General features: G+C 59.7%; 1 protein-coding gene. It reads right to left on the reverse strand.

What is annotated here, in order from left to right; genetic code table 11:
* Window positions 1-310: 310 nt before the first annotated feature.
* Window positions 311-1,684 (reverse strand): ISNCY family transposase, encoded by a 1,374-nt coding sequence (locus tag C5J26_RS32350; protein ID WP_105405485.1) that lies wholly within the window; start codon window positions 1,682-1,684, stop codon window positions 311-313.
* Window positions 1,685-1,901 lie beyond the last annotated feature (217 nt).

Here is a 1,901-nt window from a genome sequence, read left to right on the forward strand (position 1 = left end):
CAGCGAGCAATCTTACGGCGTTCGTCCAATCCAATCTGGGAGTAGGTGCGTCTCATTGCGTCTTCCTTGCGATTGATAACCCATTGGCATCATTCGCAAGTCGCACTTCATCCTTGAACCCACCCCGGCTACACGGTTTGTGACGGCGATGTTGAATTGTCCGCCGGTTTGCAAAGTTAAACTGTCACTTTGATCTGCCGCACGACACGCCGGCCAGCCCCGATCTGACCGGCTGGTCCGTGTTGCAAGGTGAGATCGGGGCGGGTGAGGGGCACAAACCGGCTTTAGCTTTGACAGCCAGATCGGCGGATCATTCCGCCGCATCAAGGCGGGAAAGCGCCTGCTGCCGTCGGGCGATGACAGTGGGATCGTTCATGAAATCCGTCTTCCTGCCCGGCTTGCGGCCACGCGGTTTGTAACCATTTTTGTCGCTGTTCGTCTTCACCTTTGGCGTCGGTCGCTCGTCCTGACGTTCCTTGATATAGGCCAGGACCTCACCGAGCCGCTTGTTCTCGGTGATCGCCGCATGCGTCACCCGCTGGTCCTTGTCGAACACCCGGTAGGGTAGGGAATGGCCCTTCCAGCGCACATCCAGCCGGCCATCGGCGAAAGCGTAGGTCTCGACATAGCGACCGACCAGTCCGCGTGTCACCTCATTCTCGTCCAGCAGGATCCGCCGGCGCTCATAGGAGAACGTCAACTGGGCGCCAACATAACGTTGCTCACGCTTGCACAAGACGTCGCGCAGCCGGTCCGGGGCAAGATTCAGCGGCCGATGCAGATCATCAGATCGGGCAGGGGGAACAGCAAACTGGCGGTTATAGCGCTCCATGAACCGAGGCAGGAAAGCGTTGCCGTCGTCCATGCCGCAGATACCCTCCAGGCGCAGATCCTTAATCAACCGGTCCTGCAGCGTCCGGTTCATCCGCTCGACGCGGCCCTTGGCCTGGCTCGAGTTTGCGCAAAGAATCTCGATGTTTAACTCGCAAAGTGCACGCCCGAACTGGGTCATGCCCTGGCCGCCCTTGGCGTCCTTCTTCGCAACCCGAAACACCGAATGCTTGTCGGAATAGAAGGCGACTGGAGCACCGTGCGCCTTCAGATAGAGTTCCAGCGCCTCGAAATAGCTGAACGCACTTTCCGATCGTACAAACCGCAACTGCATCAACCTGCCGGTCGCATCATCGATGAACACCAGCAATGAACATGGATCACCGCGATCTTCGAACCAGCGATGCTCGGAACCGTCGATCTGAACCAGCTCGCCACAGGCCTCGCGCCGCAGCCGCGGCTGATGGAACGTCCGTCGCTGCTTGCGCGACAACCAGATGCCGGCCTCCGTCATCCATTGCCGCACCGTCTCGCGCGACACCCGCAATCCATCGCGCTCGGCAAGCTTCTCGGCCGCCAAGGTCGGACCGAAATCCGCATAGCGTTCCCGAACCAGCGTCATCGCATAATCGCGAACCCCGTCACTGATCCGGTTGTTCGACGGCCGGCCGATCGCCTTGTGCCGGATCGACGCCGCGCCGCCAATTCGTATCCGCTCCAGCAGCCGACGCACCTGGCGCTCGCTCAGATCAAGCACATGCGCCGCTGAAACCACGGTCATCCGCTCGGCAACCACTTTCGATAAAATCTCGATCCGCTGCAGATCGCGCTCGCTCATCGCTATCAATCCCATCTGCAATCTCCCAGACGTCGCTCAGCGCCGGGGAGTGTGACATTCCAACTTTGCAGAAACAGGACATTCTAACTTTGCGGCTACACGGTTTGTCAAAGCTGATTGGAGGCGCAACCTCGCCAGCCAGTTAGAAATGCGACACTGGCTCCGACAATTAGCCCCCGACCGGACCGGCTGGGCCGGTTTGCAAGGGTAGGGAGGGGGCGGGTGATAAACA

Source organism: Neorhizobium sp. T7_12, assembly GCF_002968535.1.
Classification (GTDB): domain Bacteria; phylum Pseudomonadota; class Alphaproteobacteria; order Rhizobiales; family Rhizobiaceae; genus Neorhizobium; species Neorhizobium tomejilense.